This window comes from Pirellulales bacterium (assembly GCA_036490175.1).
In the GTDB taxonomy this organism is placed as follows: Bacteria; Planctomycetota; Planctomycetia; order Pirellulales; family JACPPG01; genus JACPPG01.
On record DASXEJ010000052.1, the window covers coordinates 1 to 6,365 of the forward strand.

The window sequence follows — 6,365 nt, forward strand, 5'->3', positions numbered from 1 at the left end:
GGCCACGACGAACGCGAGCAGACGCTCAATCAGATTCTCAGCGAGATGGACGGCTTCAGCCCCAACGAGTCGGTCATCGTGCTGGCCGCGACTAATCGGCCCGACGTGCTCGATCCCGCGCTGCTTCGGCCCGGCCGCTTCGACCGGCACGTCACCGTCGACCGGCCGAACCTGAAAGGCCGCGAGGCGATTTTCCTGGTCCACGCCCGCGAAGTGCCGCTCGATGACGACGTCGATATTCATCGTCTGGCCGCCGGCACCGTCGGACTCACCGGCGCCGACATCCGCAACCTGGTCAACGAAGCCGCCCTGTGGGCCACGCGCGAGGGCAAGGACAAAGTCGGCATGCTCGACTTCGAAGTCGCGCGTGACAAAATTCTGATGGGCGCCAAGCGCGAGGAAGTTCTGTCCGGCAAAGAAAAGCTGATGACCGCCTACCACGAGGCGGGCCACGCCCTGCTGGCCTGGCTCGTGCCCGGCGCCGACCGCGTACACAAGGTCACCATCATCCCCCGCGGCCGGGCACTGGGCGTTACGCAGCTTTTGCCCGAGGAAGACCGGCTGAACATCGGCGAGACCGAATTGCACGCCCGATTGGTGTTCATGCTGGGCGGGCGGGCGGCCGAAAAGTTGATCTTCGACGAGTACAGCGCCGGCGCCGAGGACGATCTCAAGCGTGCCACGCAACTGGCCCGCCGCATGGTTACGCACTGGGGCATGAGCGAACGCATCGGCCCGGTGGCCTTTCGCACGGCCGAAGAGCATCCCTTTCTGGGCAAGGAAATTGTCGAGCAGCGCGAGTTCAGCGAGCACACGGCGCAAGTCATCGACGAAGAGCTGGCCTCGATCTTGCACCTGGCCGACAAGCGTGCCCGCGGCATGCTGGCCGAGCATCGCGACAAGCTCGAGCTGCTGGCCACGAACCTGGCCGAGCGCGAGATCCTCGACGAGCGCGAAATCGCCGCCCTGATCGGCCCCGCCAGCAATCGTGCCCGCACCAACGGCGAAGTCACCCCCGCCATCATCGCCCCCGAACCCGGCGCCGGCAAAGCGCCCGAGGCGCTGGCGTAGGACGGTTCGAGCGAGCGGCGTTCCCTAGTACCGGTGATGTACCTTTTGCGTGTGTGTCGCACCTCAGCACATGACCGACCAATCGCTCTGGGGTGATGCATGGACTTGGTGTTCCCGACCGATCGTCCAGATGGCAACGCATCCCGCCTTTGGAGGCTGCAACTCGACCTTATGCGGGAGGCTGAAGCAGCGTTGGGGCAACGTGATATGTCGAAGCAACTGTGCCAGCCAGCATTTGGCAACGGCGGTCCCGTCGTCGTCAACACTCCAAATCTCGACGGTGCTTTCGCAAGGCTAAGCAATAATGCCGCAGGCTACTGGCCAACCGCAGTCTACGAGTTGGCGCACGAGACAGTGCATCTTTTGAATCCGGTCGTTGGAATGACTAACTGGTTCGAGGAGGGTGTTGCCGTTCGATTTTCCGTGGGCATATCCGCCCGCACAACTCACCCCATGGCGCCTCCTGTGGGTGACAGGTACTATAAAGCCTTAACCAGCGTGAACGAGTTGAGACCGTGCATACTTGAGGTGGCCGGAACGATTCGAGCCGTCTACGGCAAGCTGTCCGATGTTACTCCCGGGATATTGACCAAACTATTTCCGAACGCTAACGCGGATCTGCTCAAGCGGCTTTGCGATCGCTGGTCTCCAAGACCGTAGCGGAGGCACAGACAGTGATGTGTCAACGACGCTGGCCTGCTCCGCGGAATAATCACCTGTATCCGAGGATCATCACGCTGTGCGTGACGGCTCGAGGGAATTAAGCGGCAGAACAGGCAGGTTCAAAACCAAATGCGCCGTCGCGGCGGGCGGGGCGCTATGTGAGAATGCCGCCGGGAGCTCGCCCGCGCCGGCGATCGTATTCGCCACAGCCGCGCGATACTATCAAGGGGCCAAATTCGACGAATTAGACGGGGGAGCCAGCCTTGCAGTTCGGCCAGCTGATCAAATGGCGTGCTTAAGCGAGCCCGAGGTGCTAATGTAGGACAGGCCTAGCCGCGCAATGTTAGACCACTCTCGTTCACTCCTCGGGTGCAATTAAGCGATCGGAAATCCAGGTAGGGCCGAGGAGGTTTTCAACCGACCATGGAATATCACGCTGAACTTACCTACGGGAACGGTATTAGCGAGTATTTGAGGAATCGCGCGAAAGACGAAATCGTAACGACGGTGCTCGTTCCTTTCCTTGCTCGGCAAGTCGTCTGGTTAAAACTCGACTCGCGAGAAATGCTTGTCAACATGGCGACCATGATGTCAGTCGTAGTCTACCGGTCTGAATCCCGCGTTGCCGAGTCGGAACTCCGTGATCCAGGGTATATAAAGTATTTACCGAAGAGTGCCGAGAACTGCACTAGGGAGTTGATGAGCGAAATCCGAGCAGATATATCGAGCCCCAGGGTCAAATCCTTTCTTGAACTATCATTTGCTCCAATCAACGACCGTGCGTTTGTCATCATGAGGTTCCGTGATCCAGAGCTTGACTCCGCTTACAAAGGCGTCGTCAAGCCCCTGTTTGAAGCGCGAGGTTTGGCAGTTACTAGAGTCGACGAAGTGCAAGACTCTGGCAAGGTCGATGACCAAATTCTAGAACTGATCGCCACGAGCCGCTTTGTGTTCGCGGAACTCTCCGGCGAGCGTCCAAATTGCTACTACGAAACCGGGTTTGCGCACGCGCTTGGAAAGGAGCTAATCCTGGCGATTCGGAAAAAAGAGCGCAAGCATTTCGACTTGGCAGCGTACAGATTCATTGAATGGACAACAGAACACGATCTGCGCGAACAGCTTAGCTCCAGGCTAAAGAATATCGAGGCACCCACAACTAAATAGCCTCTAGACCAGGACAAAACGCACCTACGCTCGCCGGGCACCGCGGTGGGCGGCAAGGACCGGGCGTGGCAAGCTTTAGCTGCTGGCCGCGAACTTGGCCGAGCGCGAGATCCTCGACGAGCATGAAATCGCCGTTCTGATCGGCCCCCCGACCAACCGCACCCAAACCAACGGCGAAGTCACTCCCGCCATCATCGCCCCTGAACCCGGCGCCGACAAAGCGCCGGAGGCACTGGCGTAGGGCGTTTTGATTAGTCGCGACCCCGAGCACAAATGCGGCAAACCTCAAGGGCTCCGCCACGCGAACCTGAGCCCATCGGCGATTGCGGCGCGGCGGCCACGGGCACCCGTGCCCGCGTACCCTGCCGAGGATACCGCCACCGCCCGAGCGTTCGAACGGCGCCGGCGTCGAAACGTCGCCCCGTGGCGCTCGGTGGGGCATTGCTGCCTGAGGCGTTTCTCCGTTAACGTGAATCATATGCTCGCGCGGCGTCGCGTGCGCGGCGCGAACCTGCGCCGTCGGCGGGTGTCTAAGGAGTGGTGCGACCGCACGCAAAGGAGTTGTTCGGTGGCGACAAAATGCAACCCACAGCAGTGCAAGGCGCGCACGAAGACCGGCGGCAGGTGCAAGAACCGAGCGGGCGAGGACCTGGGCGGTTTCTGCCTCCGGCATCGTATCCCACGCAACGATAACACCATCGTCACGGCGCCATATTGCCCGCCGGGCAAGAGTCTGTTCCGCGTGGTCGTCCCCGAGCGCAGGCTGCACCATAGCTTTAATTGCCTCCGCACTGCTGCCGGTTCGGAGCCCGCAAGGCGGATGCTCGACGACGTGTACCAAGAATTTAGAGACAAGGATGGCAATTTTCTTGAGCAGTTTCAGACGACAGGATTCGATACGCGATTCTTTGAACTCTACCTTTTCGCGTACTTCTCCCGCTCCGGGTTCACTACTGATTCAAGCCACGCGTTTCCCGACTTCGTCGTCGAGCGATGCGGGACCCGAGCAGCGGTAGAGGCCACGACGGTAAATCCGCCCCAGGGTGGTGTCGTCAAGCACCTGGGTAGGAAGCTCGGCGAGTTGTCGGAGGAGGACGCCGAGGACTACTTCCGCAACGAGTTGCCGATTCGTTTCGGTAGCCCGCTCGCTTCAAAGCTCCAGAAGAGATACTGGGAGCTTGATCACTGTCGCGATCTGCCTTTCGTCATCGCTGTGGAGGCGTTTCACGATCCGCAGGCGCACCTGATCTCTGACAACGCGCTCATCAACTACCTCTATGGCTCGCGCGACTCCGCCACCTGGAATGACGACGGTACATTGCGTATCCGCCGACACCAGATCGAGCGGCACCGACTGGGCGAGAAGGACATCCCGTCGAACTTCTTCGGCCAGCCCGACACGGAGAACATCAGCGCAATTGTGTTCACAAACAGCGGTACGAATGGCAAGTTCTTGCGGATGGGGTTTCAACACGGGTTTGGCTGCGAAACGGTGGGCATGTCGCGCAGCGGTTTCTGGTTCAACCCACACCCCGAGGCTATGGACCCGACGTTCATGGCGTACAATTTGGATAATCCGCCATTCGTCGAGCCCTGGGGACAGGGGTTAACCGTATTCCATAACCCGGCGTGCAAACGCCCGCTGCCCCGCAACTTTTTTGTCGATGCGGTTCAAGGGTACATCGCTGAAGACAAATTCGTTGCCGAACACCCCGGCTGGCACCCGATTGTGACGCAGACGTTTTCGGTCTACGTGGGCCCGGACAAAGAAACGCTGAAAGCACTGCCGTGGACGCAGCCCCCGCATGTGGCGGTTGGTGCGATCCCCAAAGAGAGCTTCATGAAATTGTGCCCATACCGGCTATCTGAGCCGAATCCCATCGCTGAGGAACAGGGATGGTACGCCGACGAGACTGGCAGCTTCCTCGGCGTGGTCGCCCGGGACAAAACGGACGACGACTGGACGTGGGTCGTTCTCGCGCGCGACGAGCAATTCACCTTCCGATGTATTGACGTCCGCGCTTCTCTTCCGACCCGCGACCAGGCCCGTGTAGAAGTCCAGGTCGCAATCGCGAGACTGCTGGCATCGCCGCGCAGGATCTTCGCGGAGGGACATCCGGGAGGGCAGTAGCCCTCCCGTTTGCGCGGAAGACCATGGGGCGATTCCGTCGGGCCGCAACTGGGGGCCCGCTCCCGTCCCATCCGCGCCGCGGCTCGTGCTCGTCGCGGCGCCGCATGGAGCGGAAAACGTCGCATCGCAGGATCCGCGGCAGCGGCCCAAGCGAGGTGCAGTGCCGCGTTCGTGTCGCAAACAATCGTCGCTGCTCGCGGCCATAACGTGGTTCTTCATAGACCTAGACGATGATTTAACCAGCCGCGCCGCCAGATCTGCTGGGCTCGCCAGCCCCCACGGCGTCCCGGCAATCACGGCCCCCGGCTCGCGCCACGCACCGACGACACCACGGACGCCGCCGAGCCCGGAGCGCCGCAATGCCGCCACCCGTGTGCGCGGCCCGTCGCACTGCCGTAGCCGTCTCACACCGCCGCGACGCGCCTGCGGCATGCACCATGCTCGGCATCATGTGCGTGGCGCCGGATCGGCTGTTGCTGCTGCCGCGGCGCTGCACTAGAAAAGGGGCAGCGCGATGTAATCGAAGAGCGGTTCTGCCCCTCTTCTAAATCCACGACGCAGCGGGGGAAAACCGATGACCAGCCGACGCCGAATCGTACGCCTGTTTGTGCTAATGCTTGTGCTCGGCGGGTTGGCCGGGTGTTGGGGCGCGCTGGAGAGTTCCGGGCTGGAGGCCAACACGTCGCAAGCGGCCGAGCCGCAGGCTGGCGGTGGGAGTCGGTTGCCGCGGCAGATTTTGATTATTCGGCATGCGGAGAAGACCGGTAACCGCGACGATGTACACCTTTCGTCCGAGGGGCAAGCGCGTGCCGACCGGCTGCCGGAACTGTTCGTCGCCTCGGCCGAGCGGAAGATTCCGTTTGCCAGGCCCGACTTCCTGTTTGCCGCCGGCAACAAGGAGAGCAGCAGCCGCCCGGTCGAGACGATCAGCCCGCTGGCCGCAAAGCTGCGACTGCCAATCAATAGTCAGTACCACGACTCGGCGGTGAAGGAACTGGCGCACGAGCTGCGTCACAACCCGGTTTATGCCGGCAAAATCGTGCTCGTTTGCTGGCGCCATGACATGATTCCGGCTCTTGCCCAAGCGCTGCAGGCGAGAAATGCGCCGCAGACGTGGCCGGGCCACGTCTGCGATCGCGTCTGGCTCATCAGCTACAACGCAGCCGGAACTGCCAGCATCTACGACCTGCCCCAACGCCTGTTGCCGGGCGATTCGCAGTAGCGAAGACAGGAAAGAAAAGTAAACGGGGAGATTTCAGAACGCCGCCTCGCGCCCTGCCAGGCACGATCCGAAAAGAAATCGTTTCGATTCTGGCCCCAGCCCGATAGAATCACA

At 61.2% G+C, this 6,365-nt stretch carries 6 protein-coding genes; all 6 read left to right on the forward strand.

Annotated elements, in window-relative coordinates:
- Positions 1–1,071, forward strand: a 1,071-nt coding sequence (locus VGG64_03705) for an AAA family ATPase (protein ID HEY1598678.1), incomplete at its 5' end; no start/stop codon positions are given.
- A gap of 99 nt (positions 1,072–1,170) precedes the next feature.
- Positions 1,171–1,731: a hypothetical protein gene (locus tag VGG64_03710; protein HEY1598679.1), complete on the forward strand. Its 561-nt coding sequence runs from the start codon at positions 1,171–1,173 to the stop codon at positions 1,729–1,731.
- Positions 1,732–2,157: 426 nt separating this feature from the next.
- A complete protein-coding gene (locus VGG64_03715; protein HEY1598680.1) occupies positions 2,158–2,898 on the forward strand; it encodes a hypothetical protein in 741 nt (246 codons plus the stop codon).
- Between the two features lie 94 nt (positions 2,899–2,992).
- On the forward strand, positions 2,993–3,139 hold the full coding sequence (locus VGG64_03720) for a hypothetical protein (protein ID HEY1598681.1): 147 nt from the start codon (positions 2,993–2,995) through the stop codon (positions 3,137–3,139).
- A 327-nt stretch (positions 3,140–3,466) separates the two neighbouring features.
- Positions 3,467–5,029: a hypothetical protein gene (locus tag VGG64_03725; GenBank protein HEY1598682.1), complete on the forward strand. Its 1,563-nt coding sequence runs from the start codon at positions 3,467–3,469 to the stop codon at positions 5,027–5,029.
- Between the two features lie 574 nt (positions 5,030–5,603).
- Complete coding sequence (locus VGG64_03730) at positions 5,604–6,251, forward strand: hypothetical protein (GenBank protein HEY1598683.1); 648 nt, start codon at positions 5,604–5,606, stop codon at positions 6,249–6,251.
- Positions 6,252–6,365 lie beyond the last annotated feature (114 nt).